23 protein-coding genes are annotated in these 23,297 nt (G+C 40.6%); 3 read left to right on the forward strand and 20 right to left on the reverse strand.

Going from position 1 to position 23,297, the window contains the following annotated elements; genetic code table 11:
• Positions 1-40: 40 nt before the first annotated feature.
• From O3652_RS05095 to O3652_RS05140, 10 genes are all read right to left on the reverse strand, one after another.
• A complete protein-coding gene (locus O3652_RS05095) occupies positions 41-2,995 on the reverse strand; it encodes an SIALI-17 repeat-containing surface protein (protein ID WP_125412831.1) in 2,955 nt (984 codons plus the stop codon).
• Positions 2,996-3,111: 116 nt separating this feature from the next.
• On the reverse strand, positions 3,112-4,233 hold the full coding sequence (locus O3652_RS05100; protein WP_125412836.1) for a CHAP domain-containing protein: 1,122 nt from the start codon (positions 4,231-4,233) through the stop codon (positions 3,112-3,114).
• Positions 4,234-4,332: 99 nt separating this feature from the next.
• Positions 4,333-4,599 carry a Veg family protein gene (locus O3652_RS05105; protein ID WP_001278165.1) on the reverse strand — a complete coding sequence of 89 codons (267 nt, stop codon included), beginning with the start codon at positions 4,597-4,599 and terminating at the stop codon, positions 4,333-4,335.
• Between the two features lies 1 nt (position 4,600).
• Complete coding sequence (gene dnaB / locus O3652_RS05110) at positions 4,601-5,953, reverse strand: replicative DNA helicase (RefSeq protein ID WP_000852476.1); 1,353 nt, start codon at positions 5,951-5,953, stop codon at positions 4,601-4,603.
• Between the two features lie 43 nt (positions 5,954-5,996).
• Positions 5,997-6,449: a 50S ribosomal protein L9 gene (gene rplI / locus O3652_RS05115; RefSeq protein ID WP_000864211.1), complete on the reverse strand. Its 453-nt coding sequence runs from the start codon at positions 6,447-6,449 to the stop codon at positions 5,997-5,999.
• Positions 6,446-8,419, reverse strand: a complete 1,974-nt coding sequence (locus O3652_RS05120; RefSeq protein ID WP_000739978.1) for a DHH family phosphoesterase — start codon at positions 8,417-8,419, stop codon at positions 6,446-6,448. Before O3652_RS05120 ends, rplI begins: the two co-directional genes overlap by 4 nt.
• A gap of 145 nt (positions 8,420-8,564) precedes the next feature.
• Positions 8,565-9,743, reverse strand: a complete 1,179-nt coding sequence (locus O3652_RS05125) for an acetyl-CoA C-acetyltransferase (RefSeq protein WP_008284495.1) — start codon at positions 9,741-9,743, stop codon at positions 8,565-8,567.
• Between the two features lie 81 nt (positions 9,744-9,824).
• Positions 9,825-10,373 carry a ribosome hibernation-promoting factor, HPF/YfiA family gene (gene hpf / locus O3652_RS05130; protein WP_000599114.1) on the reverse strand — a complete coding sequence of 183 codons (549 nt, stop codon included), beginning with the start codon at positions 10,371-10,373 and terminating at the stop codon, positions 9,825-9,827.
• A gap of 79 nt (positions 10,374-10,452) precedes the next feature.
• Entirely contained in the window at positions 10,453-11,115 is a 663-nt protein-coding gene (locus O3652_RS05135; protein WP_000995709.1) for a ComF family protein, read from the reverse strand.
• Entirely contained in the window at positions 11,112-12,410 is a 1,299-nt protein-coding gene (locus O3652_RS05140) for a DEAD/DEAH box helicase (protein ID WP_000867705.1), read from the reverse strand. Before O3652_RS05140 ends, O3652_RS05135 begins: the two co-directional genes overlap by 4 nt.
• A 56-nt stretch (positions 12,411-12,466) precedes the next feature.
• Here O3652_RS05140 and O3652_RS05145 point away from each other — a divergent pair, with 56 nt between their 5' ends.
• From O3652_RS05145 to cysK, 3 genes are all read left to right on the forward strand, one after another.
• Positions 12,467-13,102 carry a YigZ family protein gene (locus O3652_RS05145; protein ID WP_000395752.1) on the forward strand — a complete coding sequence of 212 codons (636 nt, stop codon included), beginning with the start codon at positions 12,467-12,469 and terminating at the stop codon, positions 13,100-13,102.
• Between the two features lie 15 nt (positions 13,103-13,117).
• Positions 13,118-13,561 (forward strand): PH domain-containing protein, encoded by a 444-nt coding sequence (locus O3652_RS05150; RefSeq protein WP_000231197.1) that lies wholly within the window; start codon positions 13,118-13,120, stop codon positions 13,559-13,561.
• Between the two features lie 96 nt (positions 13,562-13,657).
• Positions 13,658-14,584, forward strand: coding sequence for a cysteine synthase A (cysK, locus tag O3652_RS05155; protein WP_000158480.1), 927 nt, complete (start codon positions 13,658-13,660; stop codon positions 14,582-14,584).
• Between the two features lie 103 nt (positions 14,585-14,687).
• Here the strand turns inward: cysK and tsf are convergent, their stop codons facing one another.
• From tsf to rodZ, 10 genes are all read right to left on the reverse strand, one after another.
• Positions 14,688-15,728 (reverse strand): translation elongation factor Ts, encoded by a 1,041-nt coding sequence (gene tsf, locus O3652_RS05160; RefSeq protein WP_000808056.1) that lies wholly within the window; start codon positions 15,726-15,728, stop codon positions 14,688-14,690.
• Between the two features lie 78 nt (positions 15,729-15,806).
• On the reverse strand, positions 15,807-16,586 hold the full coding sequence (gene rpsB, locus O3652_RS05165; RefSeq protein WP_125412841.1) for a 30S ribosomal protein S2: 780 nt from the start codon (positions 16,584-16,586) through the stop codon (positions 15,807-15,809).
• Between the two features lie 222 nt (positions 16,587-16,808).
• Complete coding sequence (gene pcsB / locus O3652_RS05170) at positions 16,809-18,017, reverse strand: peptidoglycan hydrolase PcsB (protein WP_000726988.1); 1,209 nt, start codon at positions 18,015-18,017, stop codon at positions 16,809-16,811.
• Between the two features lie 93 nt (positions 18,018-18,110).
• Positions 18,111-18,605: a rod shape-determining protein MreD gene (gene mreD / locus O3652_RS05175; RefSeq protein WP_001237915.1), complete on the reverse strand. Its 495-nt coding sequence runs from the start codon at positions 18,603-18,605 to the stop codon at positions 18,111-18,113.
• Positions 18,606-18,607: 2 nt separating this feature from the next.
• Positions 18,608-19,423: a rod shape-determining protein MreC gene (gene mreC, locus O3652_RS05180; RefSeq protein WP_125412845.1), complete on the reverse strand. Its 816-nt coding sequence runs from the start codon at positions 19,421-19,423 to the stop codon at positions 18,608-18,610.
• 60 nt (positions 19,424-19,483) lie between these two features.
• A complete protein-coding gene (locus tag O3652_RS05185; protein ID WP_125412850.1) occupies positions 19,484-20,278 on the reverse strand; it encodes an energy-coupling factor transporter transmembrane protein EcfT in 795 nt (264 codons plus the stop codon).
• Positions 20,271-21,110, reverse strand: coding sequence for an energy-coupling factor transporter ATPase (locus tag O3652_RS05190; protein WP_042903075.1), 840 nt, complete (start codon positions 21,108-21,110; stop codon positions 20,271-20,273). Before O3652_RS05190 ends, O3652_RS05185 begins: the two co-directional genes overlap by 8 nt.
• Entirely contained in the window at positions 21,095-21,922 is an 828-nt protein-coding gene (locus O3652_RS05195; RefSeq protein ID WP_000835733.1) for an energy-coupling factor ABC transporter ATP-binding protein, read from the reverse strand. The genes O3652_RS05190 and O3652_RS05195 overlap by 16 nt, the downstream gene beginning before the upstream one ends.
• A complete protein-coding gene (pgsA, locus tag O3652_RS05200) occupies positions 21,919-22,464 on the reverse strand; it encodes a CDP-diacylglycerol--glycerol-3-phosphate 3-phosphatidyltransferase (protein ID WP_000712149.1) in 546 nt (181 codons plus the stop codon). Before pgsA ends, O3652_RS05195 begins: the two co-directional genes overlap by 4 nt.
• Before the next feature lie 10 nt (positions 22,465-22,474).
• Positions 22,475-23,296 carry a cytoskeleton protein RodZ gene (gene rodZ / locus O3652_RS05205; RefSeq protein ID WP_061421566.1) on the reverse strand — a complete coding sequence of 274 codons (822 nt, stop codon included), beginning with the start codon at positions 23,294-23,296 and terminating at the stop codon, positions 22,475-22,477.
• Position 23,297 lies beyond the last annotated feature (1 nt).

Genomic DNA, 23,297 nt, shown 5'->3' on the forward strand with positions numbered 1-23,297 from the left:
GGACTATTCAAATCCTTTTCTTTTATTGATTTCATGCGATTTATTTGTTCAATTTTCTCTTTGCAAATGGTAGCAAACCAAGAAGGAGACCAATAAATCCTAGCGATGCAACTGCTGAAGCATCTTGGCTTCCTGTATTTGGAAGGAGTTGTTCATCCGTTGCTGCAGGCGCTTTGTAGGTACGATCTTGTTCAGTTCCAAGAGTAGGGCTTGTAGCCAAAGGAGCTACACTGCCAGTGTATTCTGGAACTTCATTTACTGCAGCTTCAATCGTTTCAGCATAGGCTGGAATAGTAGTCACTGCCGGAGCACCACTTTCTGCATAAACTGGAACATTTGCTACGGCTGGGGCACCGCTTTCTGCATAAGGCAGAGTGTTGTTTACTACTGGGGTACCACTTTCTCCGTAAACTGGAACATTTGCTACGGCTGGGGCGCCACTTTCTGCATAAGGCAGAGTGTTGTTTACTATTGGGGTACCGCTTTCTCCGTAAGCTGGAACATTCGCTACGGCTGGAGCGCCACTTTCTGCATAAGGCAGAGCATTGTTTACTATTGGGGAACCACTTTCTCCATAAGCTGGAACATTCGCTACTGCTGGAGCGCCACTTTCGCCATAGGCTGGGAGTTCATTTACAGCAGCTTCTACCGCATTTGCACCTTTGTTGTATTCTGGCAACTCTGCAGTTGCAGCTTCTACTGCGTTCACCCCACCTTTAAAGTCTTCAATTTCAAGAACAGCCGACATGACACTGCTTAGAGTCTTAATAGCATCCTCATAGTCTGCTAAAGCTTGTTGCAAGTCTTTGACTTGACTATTCTTGTCACCAGAAACTTGTAAACTTGATAATTGCGCTTTAATCTTAGCAACTTGCTCTTCTAATTTACTTAGCTCAAGTTTTTTCGCATTACTATTTTCTTCCGCTGCTTCCTTGTCGGCTGCAGCGAGTTTAGCTTGGTCTTGACTTGAGAAATCTTCTTGGCTCTTCACTTCGGCCGGTGTCATCTGATCGCTGTCTTCTGCCAAGAAATCATCTAACAAATCTGACGCTTCGATATCGCCATCTTCGATAGCTTTCAAGATAGCTTCCTTACCAATCACTTCCTTAGCTGCCTTAATCGCTGCTTCCTTATCAGTGATAGTAGCATCCTTGTTGATGTCATCGATAGTTGATTTTTCGATTTTTTCTAGGGTAGCGATTAAATCTGAGCGAACTTTGGCTGCTTCTTCCGCTGCTTCCTTGTCGGCTGCAGCGAGCTTAGCTTGGTCTTGGATTGAAAGTTGAGATTGAGTTTTTGCTTCGGCCGGTGTCACCTGATCACTGTCTTCTGCTAAGAAATCTGCCAACAAGTCAGACGCTTCAATGTCACCTTCTTCGATAGCTTTCAAGATAGCATCCTTGCCAATCACTTCTTTAGCTGCCTTAATCGCTGCTTCCTTATCAGTGATAGTAGCATCCTTGTTGATGTCGTTGATGGTTGATTTTTCGATACCTTCAAGAGTTGAAAGCAATTCTGTTCGAACTTTTGCTGCTTCTTCCGCTGCTTCCTTATCTGCTGCAGCCAGTTTAGCTTGGTCTTGACTTGAAAGTTGAGATTGAGTTTTTGCTTCAGCCGGTGTCACCTGATCACTGTCTTCTGCTAAGAAATCATCTAGCAAGTCGGACGCTTCGATATCTCCATCTTCGATAGCTTTCAGGATAGCATCTTTGCCAATCACTTCTTTAGCTGCCTTAATCGCTGCTTCCTTATCAGTGATAGTAGCATCTTTGTTGATGTCGTCGATGGTTGATTTTTCAATTTTTTCTAGGGTAGCGATTAAATCTGAGCGAACTTTTGCTGCTTCTTCCGCCGCTTCCTTGTCCGCTGCAGCCAGTTTAGCTTGGTCTTGACTTGAGAAATCTTCTTGGCTCGTCGCTTCGGCTGGTGTCACCTGGTCACTGTCTTCTGCTAAGAAATCATCTAACAAATCTGACGCTTCGATATCGCCTTCCTCGATAGCTTTCAAGATGCCGTCTTTGCCAATCACTTCTTTAGCCGCCTTAATCGCTGCTTCCTTATCAGTGATAGTAGCATCTTTGTTGATGTCATCGATGGTTGATTTTTCAATTTTTTCTAGTGTAGCGATTAAATCTGAGCGAACTTTGGCTGCATCAACCTGAGCCTCTTTATCAGCTTCGTCTAGCTTAGCTTGGTCTTCATCTGTGAATTCTGATACAGGTTCAGCTGCCGTTTTGTGCTCTCTTGTATCTGCTGGCCAGTCTACAATAACATCACCAATCTCCAAATCCTCATCTGCGATAGCCTTCAAAAGATCTTCTTTACCAATCTCTTCTTTGGCTTCTTTGATAGCCGCTTCTTTATCGGTGATTGAAGCGTCTTTTTTAATGTCTTCAATTACAGCATTTTCAAGAGATGCTAGGGCTTGAACCAGAGCATCCGTCGCTTGAGAAACTTGTTCTTTGGCATCTTTTTTAGCCTGGTCTAGTAGAGCCTTCTCCTCAGTAGATAATTTTTTATTAGTTTGAGCTTCAGGACCTGTTACCACAGCCTTATCTTCTGCACCTTCTGGCAATTCAGCGATGATATTATCTAGGCTGAGCTCTCCAGACTCAAGAGTGTCTGAAATATACATCTTACCGATATATTCCTTCACAGCTTCAGTTGCAGCCTCTTTGTCCTCAATTGCTTCCTTATCCTTAATATCACTAATAGCCTGTTCCTCAAGTTCATCCAAAGCCTTCATCAACTCTTCTTTGGTCATTTTAGCTGGATTTGTCGCACCAGGATTAGCTGGACTAGCGTTTTCTGATCCCTTTTCAGTTTGAGCACCGCTCTCCCCTTCTGTTCCAGCTTGTGGTTGTGCAGGAACAACTGCCTGCTCTTCTGCTTTCCCTTCATCTGCCTTAACTACTGAAGGCTGTGAAACGAGTACACTAGCACCCAATACAGCTGCACTTGCTAAACTTGTTAAAATAACTTTCTTCTTGTCCATTAGACAAAGCCCCTTTTATAGTTTTTAATGTTATTATATTATACTATTTAAAGAACGTCAACTAATTCGATATCCATTTTAAAATTTTATGAACAAGAAGAAAGCTTGTATGATGTTTAAGAAACACTTCCTATCCTTACCCCATCACTGTCTAGTCTGTAGCCATCAATAATCGTATTAACAGCTAAGGCTCCCGAAGCATCGACATAGTAATGTTTCCCCGAGACTTGGAACCATTGACTAGCTTTCATCCGGCCAGATTCCTCTAAGTAATACCAAGTTCCCTTGTCTTTAAGCCAGCCCGTCTGCATCTCACCCGAAGCCTTTAGATAATACCAGTGAGAGCCATCCTTAATCCAGCCAGTTGACATGGCCCCATTTTCTTTTAAATGATACCAATTGCTGTTAACTTTTTTCCATCCTGTTGCTAGCTTACCATTCTCTTGGTAATACCAACTCCCTCCTTCTTTTTTCCACCCATTCTCTGTATTGCTTAACTTTTCATACTTCACATATCTTCTAGAACCGCTATAAGACAAATAACCGAGCCACTTATAACCGTCCTTTTCAAGAACTTGATCATAACTCACACTCTCACCAGCATAATAGTAGTCAATAACCTGTCCTGTACTTGACGGTTGGTCCATAATCGGCGATTTCTCCGTGAATACTATTGTCCCACTAGACGGAAGCTCTGAGCTATGAGCATTCTCACCCGCACTATGGCTAGCAGATAAATCCTTGAAATGAATAAAACCTGTCATCGAACTAGCCTTGACTTTTCGACGATTATACTTTTCTCGAACCCCATAGTTATACTCTTCGATTTCAATCGTATCCCCCGACACATTTGATACCCAGGCCACGTGCCCATAATATCCTTCTGTCGACCAAGCAATAGCCCCAACTTCTGGCTTAGTATCCACACGGTAGCCTTCTCGCCTTGCACGATGTCCCCATTCATTCGCATTTCCGTAGGCAGGAGGAATCTCAAAGCCATTTACACTACTCAAACGAAAGGCCGCAAAAGAGGTACACTGGCGAGAATACATCCGCCACTGATCGATTTCAACACTACCATTTTTGTAGTGAAGCGGATAGTCATCTCCACGCGCTACACTGTCGGCCTGAACTGATTCTCCACCAAACAAAAAGGTACTCGTAACGAACAAAGTAGCCAGCCCTACACTCAACTGAGTACATCTACTCTTCTTAACTCCTGATTTTAAAAACGTCATTCATTCTCCTTAATAATATAAATTTTCGAGGTTACCCTCGTTTATACTATTCGGGAGAAAAAGAAAAAAGTGAGCAAAGCTCACTTCATTTTAGGATTCTTAGTCTAGATAGCGAATCAAGTTCTTTTCTGTCAAGATATCTGAGTAGGTGAAGGATTCAACGTAGACATTGGCTTGTTTGTCTCCTTCAACATCCCCAAATTCAACGATAAATAGAGATGGATAAACCTCAATTAGCTTACCCAATCTATTTTTTTGGCGCTTACGGCCATTTTCCAAAGTCATTTCAACGACTTGTCCCTCATGTGCCTTGATCTCTTCTTTGATTTTTTTCATCTTGGCTACATCTGTAAATGCATCTGACATTTTATGCCTCCCTCTTTGAGATACTTGAAAATTTATTGTATTCTTTTTGGAAAATCAATTCCACCGTTCCACGAGCTCCACTACGGTTTTTCTCGATGATAACCTCTACCTTGTTATTTGGAATTCCTTCCTCTTCTTCACCTGCACGATCATAGTAGTCGTCACGGTACAGAAAGGCTACGATATCCGCATCCTGCTCGATAGAACCCGATTCACGAATATCAGACAAGACTGGTCTCTTATCCTGACGCTGTTCCACTCCACGAGATAGCTGACTGAGAGCAATGACTGGAACCTTTAATTCCTTGGCTAGAATTTTCAACTGACGAGAAATTTCAGAGACTTCTTGTTGGCGGTTCTCACGACCAGTCCCTGTAATAAGCTGTAGGTAGTCTATCAAAATCAATCCTAGATTGCCCGTTTCTTGAGCCAGTTTGCGTGACCGCGAACGAATTTCCGTGATTCGAATCCCTGGCGTATCATCGATATAGATACTCGCGTTAGCTAGGTTCCCTTGAGCAATGGTATACTTTTGCCACTCCTCATCAGTCAATTGACCCGTACGGATAGAATGGGACTCCACTAATCCTTCGGCCGCCAACATACGGTCTACTAGACTTTCCGCACCCATTTCCAGTGAAAAGATGGCTACCGTCTTGTCCAACTTGGTCCCGATGTTCTGAGCAATATTTAAGGCAAAGGCTGTCTTACCAACCGCTGGACGCGCCGCTAGGATAATCAGCTCCTCCTCGTGGAGACCTGTCGTCATATGGTCCAAATCACGATAGCCTGTAGCAATACCTGTGATATCCGTTGTTTGTTGTGACCGAACTTCTAGGTTCCCAAAGTTGATATTTAGAATATCACGGATGTTCTTGAAACCACTACGATTGGCGTTTTCGCTAACATCAATGAGCCCCTTTTCAGCCTGAGCAATGATTTCATCTGCAGGCTTAGAAGCCTCATAGGCTTGGTTGACAGACTCTGTCAATTTGGAAATCAAGCGACGTAGCATAGCCTTTTCGGCTACAATTTTAGCATAATACTCCGCATTAGCTGAAGTTGGTACAGAGTTGACGATTTCAACAAGATAGGACAAGCCACCAATATTTTGGAGATCCCCTTGACTATCCAAAATCGTTCGAACTGTCGTCGCATCAATCGCTTCCCCACGATCCGACAAATCTACCATCGCTTGGAAAATCAACCGATGAGCATACTTAAAGAAGTCACGAGAATCAATGTATTCTCGGACAAAAACGAGCTTACTCTCATCTATAAAAATAGCCCCCAGAACAGATTGTTCTGCTAAAATATCCTGAGGTTGAACTCGCAGTTCCTCTACTTCTGCCATCCGACTTTCCTTCCTTTTACAATCTTGTCAAGAAGTTGTATACTTAACCTTCTTTTACACGAAGATTGATGACACTTGTAACATCTTGATAGATCTTCACTGGTACATCAATCAAACCTACTGCTCGAATTGGTGCTTGCACTTGAATATTGCGTTTGTCAATCTTAATACCAAACTGCTTTTGCAATTCTTCTGCAATTTTCTTGTTAGTGATAGAGCCAAATGTACGGCCATCTGGTCCAACCTTTTCAACAAACTCTACAACTGTTTCTTCTGCTTCAAGCTTAGCCTTGATGGCTTTTGCTTCAGCAATCATTTCAGCATGAGCCTTTTCTTCTGATTTTTGTTTTCCACGCAACTCACCCACTGCTTGAGCAGTTGCTTCCTTGGCCAAATTCTTTTTAATCAGGAAGTTTTGAGCGTAGCCAGTTGGTACTTCCTTGATTTCGCCTTTCTTCCCTTTTCCTTTAACATCTGCTAAAAAGATTACTTTCATTCTTCTTTCTCCTTTTCCTTTAGTTCTTCCAAGATTAGTTGAGTCAATTTTTCTCCTGCTTCCGACAAACTCATATCCTCGATTTGCGCAGCTGCTAGATTAAAGTGACCTCCACCACCCAGCTCTTCCATAATGCGTTGCACATTGATTTTACTACGACTTCGAGCTGAGATAGAGATAAATCCTTGTGTATTTTTTGCTAGAACGAAGCTGGCTTCAATACCTGACATAGCCAGCATAGCATCGGCAGCCTTACTGATAACAACTGTGTCATAAGACATTGAGTCCTTAGCTCGGGCAATCAAGATATCTGAACCTAACTTACGACCTTGTAAAATGAGTTCATTTACCTCACGGTACTCTTCAAAATCTGTCGCAGCAATCTCCTGGATAGCAATACTGTCACTTCCCCGTGTTCTCAGATAGCTAGCCACATCAAAGGTTCGGCTCGTCACGCGAGATGTGAAATTCTTGGTATCCAGCATCATACCAGCCATCAAAACACTGGCCTGCATACGACTCAAACGATTTTTCTTAGAATTTTGGAACTGAATCAATTCTGTGACCAACTCACTGGCACTACTTGCCCCACTTTCAATATAGGTGATGACTGCATTCTCAGGGAAATCCTGATCACGTCTATGATGGTCAATAACAATAGTTTGAGTGAACAAATCATAAAAATCTTTTGACAAAGTCAAAGCCGTCTTGGAATGATCCACCAGAATCAATAATGAACGGTTTGTAACTAACTTCATCGCATCTGTAAGAGATAAAAGTTTCGTGACATCTTCCTTCTTCAAGAACTGAATAGCACGTTCGATATCTGCTGGCATATGGTCTGCATCATAGACAGCATAACTGTTCTCAATAATATTACTTGCAAACAACTGCATACCAACAGCAGATCCCAAAGCATCCATATCTAGATTTTTATGACCGACTACAAAAACTTGGTCAACACTTCGAATCTTATCAGAAATGGCTGTCATCATGGCTCTGGTACGTGTACGAGTACGTTTGATAGATGCAGCAGTTCCTCCACCAAAGTAGACAGGATTCTTGGTTTCGTTATTTTCCTTGACCACCACCTGATCACCACCGCGAACTTCTGCTAAGTTCAAGTTGAGCAAGGCAATTTTCCCTATCTCTTCATGGTTTCCATCACCATAAGAAAATCCCATACTTAAAGTTAGGGGTAGATGCCTCTGTTTTGATTCTTCTCGGAAAGTATCAATAACGGAGAATTTATCATTCATCAATTCCTCTAGTACCGTGTAATCTGTGAATACATAAAAACGATCCATCCCCACACGGCGAGAAAACATAGCATACTTACTAGCAAATTCTGAAACAAAATTGGCTACAAAACTATTGATATGACTGATATCTGAGTCCGATGTCGCATCCTCCAAATCATCATAGTTATCTACCGAGATGACTCCAATGACTGGACGGCTAGTTACCAATTCGACAGTTGCTTCGTACTCCCCAGAAACATCAAAGAAATACAAAACACCCGAAGCCTTGTCCATATGGACAGCATACCGTGTTTCGCCCAAGGTAGCATACGAACCTGGATTCCCAACAGAAGCCTTGATGATGGTTTGAATTAACTCAACATCAATTTCCCCTTCTTCAGTCGTCAAAATCAGCTCAGCATATGGATTAAACCATTCTACTTCTCCACTTGACAAGTCTAATTTCAGGACTCCCACCGGCATTTGATCAAGCAAAGTACTCAAGCTATTTTCGGCTTGGTGATTTACATATTGGATTTGTTCAATTTCGCTCTTTTCATACTGTTTTTTTTGCCATACAAATAAAAGCAGATAAAGCAGTACAAATAAAAACAAAACAGTGATTGTTACAGCAAGATTATGTGAAAAAATAATCAGCAAAGTTAAGATTCCGAAAGTTGCAAGTCCTAGCAAGACCGCAGAAAACGGGATTAAATTATTTTTTTTCATTCTAAACCTCTTGCGCATTATTATATCACAAAAACCCTTAAAAAGCGACCTTTTAAAAGATGCAAGCCCTTCATTTCTCTAACTTCAGACACAAAAAGAGGAGGGAATCATCACCCTCCTACCCACGTGTTCAGAACACTAACACCTAACGTTCCACGATAAGGGCAGTCCCCATCCCTCCTCCGATACAGAGAGTTGCTAAGCCAGTTTTAGCATCACGTTTCATCATCTCATGTACCAGAGTCACTAAGATACGGCAACCGGAAGCCCCAATTGGGTGACCAAGAGCAATGGCGCCACCATTGACGTTGACAATATCTGTGTTGAAACCAAGTGTTTTACCAACTGCACAAGCCTGGGCAGCAAAAGCTTCATTTGACTCAATCAAGTCGAGATCTTCAACTGTCAAATTGCCTTTTTCAAGAGCCTTGCGAGTCGCATAAATCGGTCCACATCCCATCATCTTAGGATCCAAACCTGCACTTGCATACGAACGAATGCGGGCAATCACTGAAAGTCCTAATTCTTCAGCTTTTTCAGCACTCATGATTAAGACAGCTGCTGCCCCGTCATTGATTCCTGAAGCATTTCCCGCTGTGACAGAACCGTCTTTTTTGAAAATAGGACCTAGCTTAGACAAACTCTCCAAGCTAGCATCTTTTCTAGGATATTCATCTGTATCAAAAACGATAGGATCGCCTTTGCGTTGAGGAATGACAACTGGAATAATCTCTTCTTTAAAGCGGCCAGATTCTATAGCTGCAACTGCTCGTTTTTGTGACTCTAAAGCAAGAGCATCTTGCTCTTCTCGACTGATGCCATATTCTTCAGCCACATTCTCGGCTGTAATTCCCATATGGTATTCGTTAAAGGCATCAGACAAACCATCCTTAATCATGGTATCTACCACTTTCGAATCTCCCATACGACCACCCCAACGGAAACTTGGCAAAACGTATGGAGCCTGACTCATGTTTTCTGCACCACCAGCTACGATAATATCTGCATCGCCACATCGAATCGCTTGAGCAGCCAACTGCACGGCCTTCAAACCGGAACCACAAACCTTATTGATGGCAAAGGCTGGTGTAAATTCAGGGAGTCCTGCATGAACGCTCATTTGACGAGCTACGTTTTGACCTAAACCTGCGCCTAGGACATTCCCCATAATCACTTCGTCTACCTGCTCTGGTTTGACATTGGCTTTTTCCAAAGCACTCTTAATAACCAAAGCTCCCAAATCAACAGCTGAAACATTCTTCAAACTTCCTCCAAAGGAGCCTATTGGAGTTCGCACTGCTGAAACAATCACCACGTCTTTCATAACTGCCCCCATTTATACCTTTTATAATAATGCAATATAAAAATGGTTTACACTGGTGTAAACCACTTTAAAAATTCTATTTTATGATTCTTTTACTTCTAACAAACCAACTTCACCATCTTCACGGCGATACAAAACATTAGTTGTTTGATCTTCTACATCTACATAAATAAAGAAATCATGTCCCAATAAATCCATTTGAAGAAGGGCTTCTTCTAAATCCATTGGCTTCAAATCAATTTGTTTTGAACGAACGACTTTGGGTTGCACAACATCTGCATCTTCAACTAGAGCATCTGTAAAGAGTTGACTTGTCGCAACTTTACTTTTATTCTTACGTTCGATTTTAGTTTTATTTTTACGAATCTGACGTTCAATTTTATCTGTTACAAGATCGATAGAACCATACATATCTTGGGAAATATCTTCAGCACGAAGAGTGATAGATCCAAGTGGAATTGTTACCTCAACCTTTGCTGTTTTTTCACGGTAAACTTTCAAGTTCACACGTGCATCCAACTCCTGCTCAGGTTGGAAATACTTTTCGATCTTTTCGAGTTTAGAAACTACATAATCACGAATTGCTTCTGTTACTTCTAGGTTTTCACCACGGATACTATATTTAATCATATAAGTACCTTCTTTCTAAACATTTTTGTTTTTCTAACTATATTATAACGCTTTCATTTTCATTTTGCAAATTTTTTCCTCATCTTACAAGGGAAAAAGTTTTAACTTCCAAAGCACCTGCTTCTTCCAAAAGTCGTTTCACACGATTCACAGTTGCCCCTGTTGTATAGATGTCATCAATCAGCAAAATCTTCTTAGGAAGTGAGATTCCATCTTTAATAAAAAATGGAATTTCAGTAGCTAACCTTTCCAAACGGCTTTTAGAAGAACTAGCGCTCTCTTCTCTTTTTCCTAATATATCTTTAAAAGAAAAGCCTGCTGCCTCAACCAAACCTTCAACCTGGTTAAATCCCCTCTCAAGCAATCTTTCAGGACTTAGGGGAATCAAAACAAATTGATAACCTCTATACTTTTTCAACTCCTCAGCAAGAACAGAAGCAAAAACTTTTCTAAGCAAAAAATCGCCATCAAACTTATATCGACTGAAAAAGTCTTTCATAGCTTGATTATAGGTAAAGATTGCCTTATGATCAACCTGAATTCCTTCTTTACACCAAAGTTTACAATCTTGACACTTAGTTGACATGCCTTTTTTCATACAGTTTGGGCAATAATTCTCACCAATCTTCTCAAAACTAGAAGCACAAGCTGAGCAAAGATAACTGCAGTCATCTTTTAAAATGAAGAGACTGCTAAAAGTCAGTTCACTCTTTGTAGTCTGGTCACATAGTAAACAGTTCATAACCCTGCCTCCTTGTTCATCTGCTTGATTTCCTTGATTGCCTTTTTGATGGAAGCATTTAATCCATCATGAAAGAAGAGCAACTCACCAGTTGGTCTATCCATACTGCGTCCAACTCGCCCTCCAATCTGAATCAAACTAGACTTGGTAAAGAGACGATGATTAGCTTCTACTACGAAAACATCTACACAAGGGAAGGTAACTCCGCGTTCCAATATTGTCGTACTGATCAGTATCGTCAACTCTCCATCTCGAAAAGCTTGCACCTGCTCTAATCGATTTTCTGTGACAGAAGATACAAAACCAATTTTCTCATCTGGGAAATACACCTGTAGTGTTTCTTTTAGTTTTTCGCCTTTCTTAATCTCTGATGTAAAAATTAGCAATGGATAACCTGTTCTTCTCTGTTTCTCAATATAAGTCTTTAACTTGGTTGATAACTGGCTTTTCTCTAAACAGCGATTAAAATCCGATAACCAGACTGGTTTAGGAATAATCAAAGGATTTCCATGAAACCGTCTCGGCAAGCTTAATCGTTTTAATTCTCCTGTGCGAACCTTCCTATCTAACTCATCTGTAGAAGTTGCTGTAAGGAATATCCTCAATCCATCCTCCTTTACACTATTCTTTACAGCATAGTAAAGCATAGTGTTGTCAACATAAGGAAAGGCATCTACCTCATCCACTATCAACAAATCAAAAGCATGATAAAATTTTAATAACTGATGAGTTGTTGCAATTACTAAGGGAGTTCGAAAATAGGGCTCTGATTCGCCATGGAGTAGCGCTATATCGCAAGCAAAGTCATTCTGCAGTCGCTTATACAGTTCTAAACATACATCAATTCGAGGACTGGCCAAACAAACTGCACCACCATCATCAATCACTTTAGCTACAACTTGATAGATCATCTCTGTCTTTCCAGCTCCTGTCACAGCATGAACTAAAGTCGGTTCTTTCTTTTCGACTGCTCGAATCAACCCCTCTGATACCTTTTCCTGAAAAGGGGTTAACTGACCACACCATTTGAGAACATCTTGCTTAGGAAAATCTTCCTGCGGAAAATAGTACAAAGCTTGATCACTCCTGACTCGCTTCATCAGCAAACACTCCCTACAATAGTAGGCACCAATAGGCAAATACCATTCTTCTAGAATCAAACTATTACAACGTTGACAAAACAGTTTCCCCTTCTCTTTTCTCATTGCTGGCAGTCTCACTGCTTCCTGTCGTTCTTCTTCCGTTAATTCTTTCTCAGTAAACAAGCGACCGAGATAATTTGGATTTACTTTCATACTTTAATATTCGTAAAAATATAGCGCTTTAGGTAATTTTTTAGTACAATTAAATCATGGAATTTAGAACAATTAAAGAGGATGGGCAGGTCCAAGAAGAAATCAAAAAATCACGCTTTATCTGTCATGCCAAGCGTGTCTATAGTGAAGAAGAAGCTCGTGACTTTATCACTGCTATCAAAAAAGAACACTACAAAGCCACCCATAACTGCTCTGCTTTTATTGTAGGGGAACGCAGTGAGATCAAGCGTACGAGTGATGATGGCGAACCTAGTGGTACTGCTGGAGTCCCTATGCTTGGCGTCTTAGAAAATCATAATCTTACCAATGTCTGCGTAGTAGTTACTCGTTACTTTGGTGGAATTAAGTTAGGCGCTGGAGGTTTGATTCGTGCTTACGCAGGTAGTGTGGCCTTGGCTGTCAAAGAAATTGGCATTATTGAAATCAAAGAACAGGCTGGCATAGCCATTCAGATGTCTTACGCTCAGTATCAAGAATATGGCAATTTCCTTAGAGAGCATCATCTCATGGAGCTGGATACAAACTTTACAGATCAAGTTGATACAATGATTTATGTTGATAAGGAAGAGAAAGAAAATATTAAGTCTGCTCTTGTAGAGTTTTTTAATGGAAAGGTTACTTTAACAGATCAAGGTTTACGAGAAGTTGAAGTTCCTGTAAACTTAGTGTAAATAAAGGAGAAATACATGGTGTTTGGAAAATTTATTCAAGGACTTGCTGGTAACTTCAGCGAGGAAAACAAAGAGACTCTTATCAAAGAATATGGTCAATATCTACTAGAGAATGAAGAAATTCAAAGTGGATATAAACTTATTCGCGATTCCATCATCTTTACAAATATTCGTATTATTTTTACAGATAAGCAAGGTGCCACTGGTCGCAAGGTGTCTGTTAAGTCACTCTTTTTGATGAACATTGTAAACGTTGAAATGGAAACTGCTGGAGCAGGTATAGATGATAGTGAGATTACGATTACTTATTTAGAAAATATCTCTCTTAAAGCACATAATGAGCATCTGAGTTTCCATAAATTTGAATTCCCTAAAAAAACGGACATCCTCCCTCTTTACACCTATTTATTAGAATTGGCTTATCACAATCGATTAAAAATTAATGGCTTAGACCTTTGATATAAAAAAATCCTATCACTTTGATAGGATTTCTATATTTTACAAATAGCCTTAAGCGCGTTATACTAGTATCATCTTATACAAAGAGGTATATCTATGACTATTTATAATAATATCACTGAACTTATTGGACAAACACCGATTGTTAAACTCAACAACATTGTTCCAGAGGGTGCTGCAGACGTCTATGTTAAACTAGAAGCTTTTAACCCTGGATCGTCAGTAAAAGACCGTATTGCCCTTAGCATGATTGAAAAAGCAGAACAAGATGGTATTCTAAAACCGGGAGCTACTATTGTTGAAGCAACGAGTGGAAACACTGGTATCGGTCTTTCATGGGTTGGTGCCGCTAAAGGATATAAAGTTGTTATCGTCATGCCTGAAACGATGAGTGTGGAACGACGCAAGATTATCCAAGCCTATGGTGCTGAACTCGTCCTTACTCCTGGTAGCGAAGGAATGAAAGGGGCTATTGCCAAAGCTCAGGAAATCGCCGCTGAACGAGACGGCTTCCTTCCACTCCAATTTAATAATCCAGCTAATCCAGAAGTACACGAAAGAACAACAGGAGCTGAAATACTGGCTGCTTTCGGTTCTGATGGACTAGATGCTTTTGTAGGTGGTGTTGGCACCGGTGGAACGATCTCAGGTGTTTCTCACGCTCTTAAAGCAGCAAATTCAAACATTCAAGTTTATGCAGTTGAGGCAGACGAGTCAGCTATCTTGTCTGGTGAAAAACCAGGACCTCACAAAATTCAAGGCATCTCAGCTGGATTTATTCCTGAAACACTTGATACAAAAGCCTATGATGGTATCGTTCGCGTAACGTCAGATGATGCTCTAGCGCTTGGCCGTGAAATTGGTGGAAAAGAAGGCTTCCTGGTTGGGATTTCTTCAGCTGCAGCAATTTACGGGGCAATTGAGGTTGCCAAGAAATTAGGTACAGGTAAGAAAGTCCTTGCTTTAGCACCAGATAACGGCGAACGTTATTTGTCTACAGCACTCTATGAATTTGAAGTGTAACCTCCTAAATACACTTAGCCCTTATTAAAGGGCTTTTTGTTTACTCATACAGAATCTACTCTCTAGACCAAAAGAAAAAGGAAGCAATTTGCTTCCTTTTCTATTAGTTATTCAAGGCTGCTGCCATTGTAGCTGCAACTTCTGCTTCAAAGTCGTTTGCAGCTTTCTCGATACCTTCACCAACTTCAAAGCGAGCGAACTCAACTACTGAAGCATTTACTGATTCAAGGTAAGCTTCAACTGTCTTGCTGTCATCCATGATGTATACTTGTGCAAGAAGTGTGTATGCTTGGTCAACTTTGGTGTTGTCAAGCATGAAGCGGTCCATTTTACCTGGGATGATTTTGTCCCAGATTTTTTCTGGTTTGCCTTCTGCAGCCAACTCAGCTTTGATATCAGCTTCAGCTTGAGCAATCACTTCATCAGACAATTGTGCTTTTGATCCATACTTCAAGTGTGGAAGAGCTGGTTTACCAACCATTGCACGGCTTTCGTTATCTTGGTCGATTACGTGGTTCAATTGTGCCAACTCATCTTTAACGAATTGCTCATCCAATTCTTTGTAAGAAAGAACTGTTGGTTTCATCGCAGCAATGTGCATTGAGATTTGTTTAGCAAGCGCTTCGTCTCCACCTTCGATTACAGAGATAACACCGATACGTCCACCATTGTGTTGGTATGCTCCGAAGTGTTGTGCATCTGTTTTTTCAAGCAAAGCAAAACGACGGAATGAGATTTTTTCACCAATTGTAGCTGTTGCAGATACATATGCAGCTTCAAGAGTTTCACCTGAAGGCATTGTCAAAGCAAGAGCTTCTTCGTTGTTAGCTGGTTTTCCTTCAGCGATTACTTTAGCTGTTGCGTTTACCAAGTCAACGAATTGAGCGTTTTTCGCAACGAAGTCAGTTTCGGCATTTACTTCAACTACTGCTGCAACGTTACCGTTAACAAATACACCAGTCAAACCTTCTGCAGCAACACGGTCAGCTTTCTTAGCTGCTTTCGCCATACCTTTTTCACGAAGCAATTCAATCGCTTTTTCGATGTCACCGTCTGTTTCTACAAGCGCTTTTTTAGCGTCCATAACACCGGCACCAGATTTTTCACGCAACTCTTTTACAAGTTTAGCTGTAATTTCTGCCATTTTGATTCTCCTATATTTTTTAAAAATAGGAGAGCTGGGCTAGGCCCCGCCCTCCTAGGTAATTACTATTTATATGAATTAAGCGTTGTCGCCTTCTACAACTTCAACGATTTCTTCGATTGAGTCAGCTTGAGCTTCTGAAGCTACAAATTCAGCTTCAACTGCTGTTGCGTCCTCACCTTGACGTCCTTCGATGATAGCGTCAGCCAATTTAGCTGTAATCAATTTAACAGCGCGAATAGCGTCATCGTTAGCTGGGATGATTACATCGATATCGTCTGGATCAGTGTTTGTGTCAACCATCGCTACAACTGGGATACCCAATTTTTTAGCTTCTTTAACAGCGATTTGTTCTTTATGTGGGTCAACTACGTACATTACATCCGGGATACGAGGCATGTCTTCGATACCACCCAAGAATTTTTCAAGACGTGCACGTTGTTTGTTAAGAAGTGCAACTTCTTTCTTAGGAAGAACGTCGAAGATTCCTTCTTCTTCCATACGTTTGATTTCTTTCAAACGAGCAATACGTTTTTGGATAGTTCCCCAGTTAGTAAGAGTTCCACCCAACCAACGGTGGTTGATGTAGTATTGACCTGAACGTTCTGCTTCTTCTTTAACAGCGTCAGCAGCTTGTTTTTTAGTACCAACAAACAATACAACTGCATCGTTAGCTGCTGCATCACGCATAAAGTCGTATGCTTGGTCAGCGTATTTTACAGTTTGTTGCAAGTCGATAACGTGGATTCCGTTACGCTCAGTGAAGATGTACTTAGCCATCTTAGGGTTCCAGCGACGAGTTTGGTGACCAAAGTGTACACCAGCCTCAAGAAGTTGTTTCATTGAAATTACTGCCATGAGTATTTCTCCTTTTTGTTTTTTTCCTCTCCTCGACTTCAACTTGCAAAACGACCCGAGGGCAACAGTTTCACAATTCATCAAGAATGAGTATTATCGTTTACACGACAAGTTTCATTTTACCACATTTTAACGATATTTTCAAGTGGTTTTGCTAGTTTTTAGCCTAACTTAAGACTAAAAAAGAAAAGAGACTCAAATCGAGCCTCTTCGTTTCATTCATTAATTTGGATAGATGTATGTTACGTAACCTTCAGAAGTTGTAGTTGGGTTGAACCATCCACGTTTGTTACCGATTGTACGATCTCCACCATAGTTTGATTCTGATACTTGAATGCTAGTTGATGATGAAACTGCTGTAACAACCGCTACGTGTCCATATCCACCGTCATTCCAACATGCAATCGCACCAACTTGTGGAGTTGATCCTGTACGGAATCCTGCAGCTGCTGCACTTGTAGCCCACTGCGCTCCGTTACCCCAGTAATCTCCAGCCCAAGGTGCTAATGTTTTAGCTCCCCAAGTACATTCTCCAGTTGGATAACTTGAAGCATTTGTACTGTATGTTGGACGTTGTCTAGTTGGAGTCGGAGCAGGTGCTGGAGTGTAGCTTGAATCATCATCTGATGAAGAGCTTGAAGTCGCTTGCACTTGATCTGAAAGTGTTGTATTTCCAGAAGCAACAACTGATTGTTGTTGACTTGTTTGACGTGCCTTATAAGCTGCTTCTGCTTCAGCTGCTGCTTTTGCTTCTGCCTCTGCTGCTGCTTTTTGTTCCAATAAAGTAGCTTTATCACTTTCTGCAGTAGCTTTCTCTGCAGCAAGGTTTAACTCAGCAACTTTCAACTCTGCTTGTTTTGTTGTCAATGCTTGTGCATCGTCAGCAAGTGTTTGTTGGTTCGCAATGACAGTGTTGATTGCTTCATTATTTGCAACCTGTTTTTCAGCGATAGATTTCTTATCAGCTTTCTGTTGTTCCAACATTTTGTTGTTAGCTGATACAATCTCGCTCATGGCTGCAACACGTGAAATAGCTTCCGTAATTGATTTTGAGTTTACAATTGTATTGATGTAGCTAGTTGCAGCACCGTTTGTTTGTGCGCTACGTGCTTGTTTTTCCAAAGATTCATTACGAGCAACAATGTTCTTAGAGAGCTCTGTAATTTCTCCTTCAAGTTTTTTAGATTCAGCTTGTAGAGTTTCGTTCTCAGCTTCCAAGTTCGTTTGTTGAGTTTGGATAGCTGTAACTTGCGTTTGGATTTCATCTACTTGTTTTTGAGCTTCTTTTTGTTGAGCTGTCAAATTACTAATCTTACTATCTTGAGCAGCAATCTTTTCATCAGTTGTTTCAGCGTGGACAGTTGTCAATACTGCCGCTTGAGACACTAATACTGTACTTAATAAAAGTGACGCTAAGATTTTTTTCTTCATATTGTGTAGATACTCCTTCTATTTAAGACATTACTAGTATACCAAAAAAAGACATAATAAATATTACGCCTTTGTTACATTTTTATTTCTTTCTTATAGATAACATTTTTCAAAAATATATTGGAAAATAAGCATCCATAAAAAGTTTAAAATCATTGATGGGACAAGACTGTAGACGATGAAAACTGGCATCGATTCTACTGTCAATCCCATAGCAAGGGCAAGAAGATAACTCCCCATATCAAATAGGAAACTCATCACAACTATTGTTAACATTCTTGTCCAACGGTTTAGCAAAATTACACTATTAAATTTATGGAGCGAAGCACCTATCAAGATAAATAGAAGTGTCGCAATTCCTATCAAGTGGAAAAAATAGATATCGTACACCAAACCCACTATACCGCAATAAGCTAGATAGAGATATTCTGAAACCTCAATTGTCTCAAACAAGAGAAATAAAAACAGAAAATGACTTGCTAAATGAAAGTGAGGGAAGAAGGATCCCGCTAATTGTCCAATATGTGCATCAATTAGTACGACAAAAGGGAGTAAAAAGAAAATACCAATTTGTTTTAACAGTCTCATTGCTAATTCCCCACTAACTCTACCACATGAAGATTTTTGGTGTCAGCACTTAACTTTACTGTTACTTCCTTTGTTAGATAATCACTGCTGTGTGTTGTAGCAACAACCTCTCCAACAGGGATATCCTTAACATTAAAGTTTCCAAGCCCCCCTGTAGTCACCTTGTCTCCCGCGCTAATGTCGCTGTTGCTGTTTAATTGACTAATTTTAAGCAGTTCAGATTCCTTATCATAACCAACGATAATCCCGTAAATTTCAGCAGAACCATGCAGGATTTTAACAGAAATTTTGTCTGAATTTTCGGTGTTTGTCAATAGGTTGATCGTTGTTGAATGATCCTCCACCTTTGAAACACTACCAATCAAACCCCCGTTTGCAATGGCCAACATATTTTCAGAAGCTCCTTTTGAACTTCCCGCATCAATTGTTAACTCTTGTTTCCAAGATACTGGAGCCCGCATAATCACATCTGCTGCAATGGTTTTTGTAGCCTGCAATTTTGACTTCATATCCAGCAACTGACGTAATTGTTCATTTTCATTTTTTAAACTTTCTGATTGATTAGACTCCACCTCTAGTTGATAGAGCTGTTTTTTTAGACTCTCATTTTCATTGTAAGTCTGCGTCAAATGTCCCAAATCCGATTTGAAAGTATCAAACCACTGAAAGGGTTTTTGAACAATTCTATCTACTAAGGAAATCCCATCTCCTAGTTTCGTCACAATAGCGCTTGAATAGGTTGTCACTAATAGAACAGAAACTGCCAGAACTGTGACAAAAACGATGATTAGATATTTTGATTTTTTAAAACGGTTCATATTCCTACCTTTATACTAAAAACCTGCTACTGTGAGCTTCTTATCAATCCTACAAACCTGCTAAGATTTTAAGAAAAATAAGAAACATCCCAGTATCAAAATCACAAGAATTGCCAGTGTATCCTTTTGACTCCATCTCAACTGTCTATACTGACTTCTACCCTTTCCTCCCTGATAACCACGCGCTTCCATGGCTATTGCCAATGAATCTGCACGCTTTAAGCTCGTCGCAAAAAGAGGAATTAAAATTGGAATCATAGCCTTTACCTTTTGCACGATGCTACCTTCGCCAAAGTCAACTCCACGGGCTTTTTGAGCATTCATAATTCGCGTTGTGTCATCCATCAAGGTTGGAACAAAACGCAAACTCATTGATAACATAAGACCAATTTCATGAACGGGAACTTTCACGCGTTTCAGCGGTGCTAAAAGAGCTTCAACTGCAGCTGCCAGACTCAAAGGCATGGTCGTTAAGGTTAGCAAGGTTGAAAAGAAAATAATCAACACAAAACGACAGAAAATGATTCCTGCTTGTTGCAAAGCATAATCCGTTATTCTTATAAAAGAAAACTCAAATAGGACATTTCCACTTGAAATGAAAAAGAGCTGAAAAAGAGTCGTAAAAGCAATCAAGAAGAACATGGATTTTAATCCCTGAACGAAAAATGAGAGGGAAACGCCTGACAAAGCGATAAATATACCTGTCGCTATAAACAAAATGAGATTGGTGAGGGGATTATTAGCCCAAAATACAATCAAAATCAACAGGATCATGGCAAGCAATTTACTACGTGGATCCAAGCGATGAATAATGGAATCCCCCGGTATATAACGCCCTAAAATCATACTATCCATTTAGCGACTCCTTAAACTCCTCTATCTTGATTGGCAATTTTTTAAAAGCTACACCTCTATCTGCCAAACGTTTACAAAAGGCTGTTATTTTAGGCACACCTAACTGCACCTTTTCCATAGAGGCTACATCTTGGAAAACTTCGCTCGGTTTGCCACTTTTGATCAAACGCCCCTTTTCCATAACATAAACCTGATCAGCATATGCAGCTACGTCATCCATCAAATGCGTTACCAGAACGATTGTCATTCCAGAAAGGTGGAGTTTTTTAAACAAGGTCATCAGTTCTTTTCTGCCCAGAGGATCTAGTCCAGCTGTAGGCTCATCCAAAACCAAGACAGTTGGCTCCATGGCTAGCATACCTGCTATAGCCACACGTCTCATCTGACCACCCGAAAGTTCAAAAGGACTGCGCTCAAAGAGTGACTCATCGATGCCTACCAAGGCTAACTTTTCACGCGCAATTTTCTTGGCCTCTTCCTCAGAAACTCCAAAATTTTGCGGTCCAAATGCGACATCTTTCAAAACAGTCTCTTCGAAAATCTGATTTTCAGCAAATTGAAACACTAGACCAACTTGCTTTCGAATCTGACGAATTTCTTTATTGGTTGATGTAGGGGTAATGACGGTATCAAAAACTCGAACAGAACCCTTACTTGGTACCAATAGGCCATTTAAAAGCTGTAAAATCGTTGATTTCCCACTACCTGTGTGCCCTACTAAAGCTGTATAGGAACCATCCTCAATCGTCAAAGAAACATCAGTCAAGGCTGATGAAGATAGGGGAGTCCCCTCTTGATAGGTAAAGCTCACATTTTCTAGAGTAATTCCCATAACTTGTCCTCTAGCTCTCCTTCTGTCAAATAGCCATCCGGCAACTGATAACCAGTCTCTCTCAAAGATTCTCTCAATTGATTAGTAAAAGGCTCATCTAACCCTATCTGGTCAAGGTCATCCCGAGAAAAAAGTTCTCTTGGGCTGCTGGTTGACTCCACTTGGCCTTTTTTCATGACCAAGACACGGTCACTCATCGCAACTTCCTCTAAATCATGTGTAATGGAGACGACTGTCATCTGGTGGTCTTTTCGAATCTCTTGAACTGTCTGAATCAGTTCTCTGCGTCCCTCAGGATCCAACATACTTGTTGCCTCGTCCAAAATCAAAATAGCTGGCCTCAGGGCAACAACTCCCGCAATAGCCACCCGTTGTTTTTGTCCACCAGATAAACGAGCTGGTTCTCTCTTCTTAAAGTCCAGCATACCTACCAACTCCAAAGATTCAGCCACTCTCTTCTTCATTTCTTCACGAGGAAGTCCCTGGTTTTCTAAACCAAAGGCGACATCATCTTCAACAGTTGCCCCCACAAATTGGTTATCTGGATTTTGAAAAACCATACCAATTTGTCGACGCAAATCCCAAACATTCTCAGAGGACAGCAGTTGGCCATCTATCCAGATTTCCCCAGAGTCTGCTTCAAGCAATCCATCAATCAAACGGATAGTTGTCGATTTTCCACTCCCATTATGACCTACAATTGAAAGCCATTCTCCCCGTTTCACGTGAAACGAGACATTATTAACATCATAATGATCCTGGTCTTCCTTGTAACGAAAAGACAGATCTTTTACTTCAATAATCGATTTCATTTCGAACCAAATGTCCCTTTGAATACATGAGCGCTACCCTTGAAATAATCATAACCAGAGTAGATAGTGAAAAACAAAGCGATATAAAGTAACAGCTGACCAATTAAATTCCAATGTAAGAGCAAAAAGATAATGGCAAACATCTGACTAAAGGTCTTGATTTTCCCTGGCATCGCTGCTGCTAGAACTGTCCCTCCCGTCTCAACAAGCAACAAACGCAAGCCTGTCACCGCAAGTTCACGACAGATGATAATAGCAACAACCCAAGCTGGAGCCATACCCAACTCAATCAACATGATAAAAGCTGACATAACCAACAACTTATCCGCCATCGGATCAGCAAACTTTCCAAAGTTGCTGACTACATTCCATTTACGAGCAAGATAGCCATCAAGATAATCCGTTATACTAGCGACTGCAAAGATGATCGCCGCTAGCAAATGACTGCCTTGTGAATGGCCCAAAGTCAAAATAAGAATAAAGAGAGGTATGAAGAGAATTCTACCAATAGTTAATACATTAGGAATTTGTTCTTTTTTCATTGATTTTTCCTTAATCTGTAGTAAATGTAAGTGTTACAGTTCCAGTCTGAGTTGTCAGCTTCGAAGTATCAATCGTTTGATTGTCCACAGTCACAGTAACTCCCTTCACTACACCTAAAGTAATGGTAACGGGATTCTTAGTTGAAACTGTTGTTTTTGCATTCTTATTGTCTGCGGATAGTGTCACACCACCCTCCAGCTCACTTCCTGAAACACTTACCCAGCTAGTTGTATCTGAAACTGCTAGTTGAACAGTAGCGGTTTCCTTACTCGTTTTATACCGAGCTTCAATGCGGTTTCCTTCGCCTGACACTGTAATAGTTGATTCCGTAGTAGAAGACGAGCTAGACGTCTGACTACTAGAAGATGAACTAGATGAGGTTGTTGAACTAGTTGAGTTCACAACACTATAGTTAGCTGAAGAAGGACTTGGCTGAGTTTGGATGTAGTTCCAAACATAGTAAGTGACAAAAATTAAAATTGACAAAGCAAATAGAACGAAATAAAACAAGGGGAGATAAGACGTTTTTTTCTTATTTGATCGTCTGCGACCAGACAAGTCTTCTTCATCGACATCTACCTCTTCATAAGTGATCATACTACCTGAATCATAGGCATCTAATACAATTCTTTCATCTAATTCTACTGCCCAGGCATATTTTCTTAAAAAAGAACGAGCGTAGAAGGTACTAGGAAGTTGATCAAAATCATCTGCCTCCATAGCTTCTAGAAAATGCAACTGAATTTCAGTTTTTTCCTGTAATTCTTCCAGACTCAATCCCTGGTTAATTCTGGCTAAACGTAGAACCTCGCCAATTGTTTTTTTTCTCATA

The organism is Streptococcus sp. 27098_8_23, from assembly GCF_041432195.1.
In the GTDB taxonomy this organism is placed as follows: Bacteria; Bacillota; Bacilli; order Lactobacillales; family Streptococcaceae; genus Streptococcus.

Coding starts and splice junctions, on each gene's coding strand:
- O3652_RS05095 (WP_125412831.1), bottom strand. CDS start 2,995: ATGGACAAGAAGAAAGTTATTTTAACAAGTTTAGCAAGTGCAGCTGTA.
- O3652_RS05100 (WP_125412836.1), bottom strand. CDS start 4,233: ATGACGTTTTTAAAATCAGGAGTTAAGAAGAGTAGATGTACTCAGTTG.
- O3652_RS05105 (WP_001278165.1), bottom strand. CDS start 4,599: ATGTCAGATGCATTTACAGATGTAGCCAAGATGAAAAAAATCAAAGAA.
- dnaB (WP_000852476.1), bottom strand. CDS start 5,953: ATGGCAGAAGTAGAGGAACTGCGAGTTCAACCTCAGGATATTTTAGCA.
- rplI (WP_000864211.1), bottom strand. CDS start 6,449: ATGAAAGTAATCTTTTTAGCAGATGTTAAAGGAAAAGGGAAGAAAGGC.
- O3652_RS05120 (WP_000739978.1), bottom strand. CDS start 8,419: ATGAAAAAAAATAATTTAATCCCGTTTTCTGCGGTCTTGCTAGGACTT.
- O3652_RS05125 (WP_008284495.1), bottom strand. CDS start 9,743: ATGAAAGACGTGGTGATTGTTTCAGCAGTGCGAACTCCAATAGGCTCC.
- hpf (WP_000599114.1), bottom strand. CDS start 10,373: ATGATTAAATATAGTATCCGTGGTGAAAACCTAGAAGTAACAGAAGCA.
- O3652_RS05135 (WP_000995709.1), bottom strand. CDS start 11,115: ATGAACTGTTTACTATGTGACCAGACTACAAAGAGTGAACTGACTTTT.
- O3652_RS05140 (WP_000867705.1), bottom strand. CDS start 12,410: ATGAAAGTAAATCCAAATTATCTCGGTCGCTTGTTTACTGAGAAAGAA.
- O3652_RS05145 (WP_000395752.1), top strand. CDS start 12,467: ATGGAATTTAGAACAATTAAAGAGGATGGGCAGGTCCAAGAAGAAATC.
- O3652_RS05150 (WP_000231197.1), top strand. CDS start 13,118: ATGGTGTTTGGAAAATTTATTCAAGGACTTGCTGGTAACTTCAGCGAG.
- cysK (WP_000158480.1), top strand. CDS start 13,658: ATGACTATTTATAATAATATCACTGAACTTATTGGACAAACACCGATT.
- tsf (WP_000808056.1), bottom strand. CDS start 15,728: ATGGCAGAAATTACAGCTAAACTTGTAAAAGAGTTGCGTGAAAAATCT.
- rpsB (WP_125412841.1), bottom strand. CDS start 16,586: ATGGCAGTAATTTCAATGAAACAACTTCTTGAGGCTGGTGTACACTTT.
- pcsB (WP_000726988.1), bottom strand. CDS start 18,017: ATGAAGAAAAAAATCTTAGCGTCACTTTTATTAAGTACAGTATTAGTG.
- mreD (WP_001237915.1), bottom strand. CDS start 18,605: ATGAGACTGTTAAAACAAATTGGTATTTTCTTTTTACTCCCTTTTGTC.
- mreC (WP_125412845.1), bottom strand. CDS start 19,423: ATGAACCGTTTTAAAAAATCAAAATATCTAATCATCGTTTTTGTCACA.
- O3652_RS05185 (WP_125412850.1), bottom strand. CDS start 20,278: ATGGATAGTATGATTTTAGGGCGTTATATACCGGGGGATTCCATTATT.
- O3652_RS05190 (WP_042903075.1), bottom strand. CDS start 21,110: ATGGGAATTACTCTAGAAAATGTGAGCTTTACCTATCAAGAGGGGACT.
- O3652_RS05195 (WP_000835733.1), bottom strand. CDS start 21,922: ATGAAATCGATTATTGAAGTAAAAGATCTGTCTTTTCGTTACAAGGAA.
- pgsA (WP_000712149.1), bottom strand. CDS start 22,464: ATGAAAAAAGAACAAATTCCTAATGTATTAACTATTGGTAGAATTCTC.
- rodZ (WP_061421566.1), bottom strand. CDS start 23,296: ATGAGAAAAAAAACAATTGGCGAGGTTCTACGTTTAGCCAGAATTAAC.